Here is a 265-nt window from a genome sequence, read left to right on the forward strand (position 1 = left end):
TCTAAAATGCGAGAGCATATCCATTTTTAAGTAATTTAGTCTAAGCGCAATAGGCGCAGATACCGCTTCGATCATTAAAGTACCATCGCGGTAGTTACTCACGCGGCATTTATCACCCAGTTTGGGGCCTAAAAAGTCTTTAAGTAAGGTTTGCTGGGTATCGAGTGCTTGGCTTTTACCTGCATAAGCCGACAAGCGGTTATTCAGTCCAGCCATAATGTCAGTTAATGGTTTTGGCGCATACCTGTCTTTAGCCATTTAACAC

Annotated in this window: 1 protein-coding gene; it reads right to left on the minus strand. The window is 43.0% G+C overall.

Annotation, left to right across the window (positions count from 1 at the left end):
* A partial coding sequence (locus AAEY57_RS20185) for a DciA family protein (RefSeq protein WP_350608684.1) occupies nt 1-258 on the minus strand: 258 nt, incomplete at its 3' end.
* Nucleotides 259-265: the final 7 nt, after the last annotated feature.

The sequence above is a fragment of the Pseudoalteromonas sp. MER144-MNA-CIBAN-0113 genome (genome assembly GCF_040308965.1).
In the GTDB taxonomy this organism is placed as follows: domain Bacteria; phylum Pseudomonadota; class Gammaproteobacteria; order Enterobacterales; family Alteromonadaceae; genus Pseudoalteromonas; species Pseudoalteromonas tetraodonis.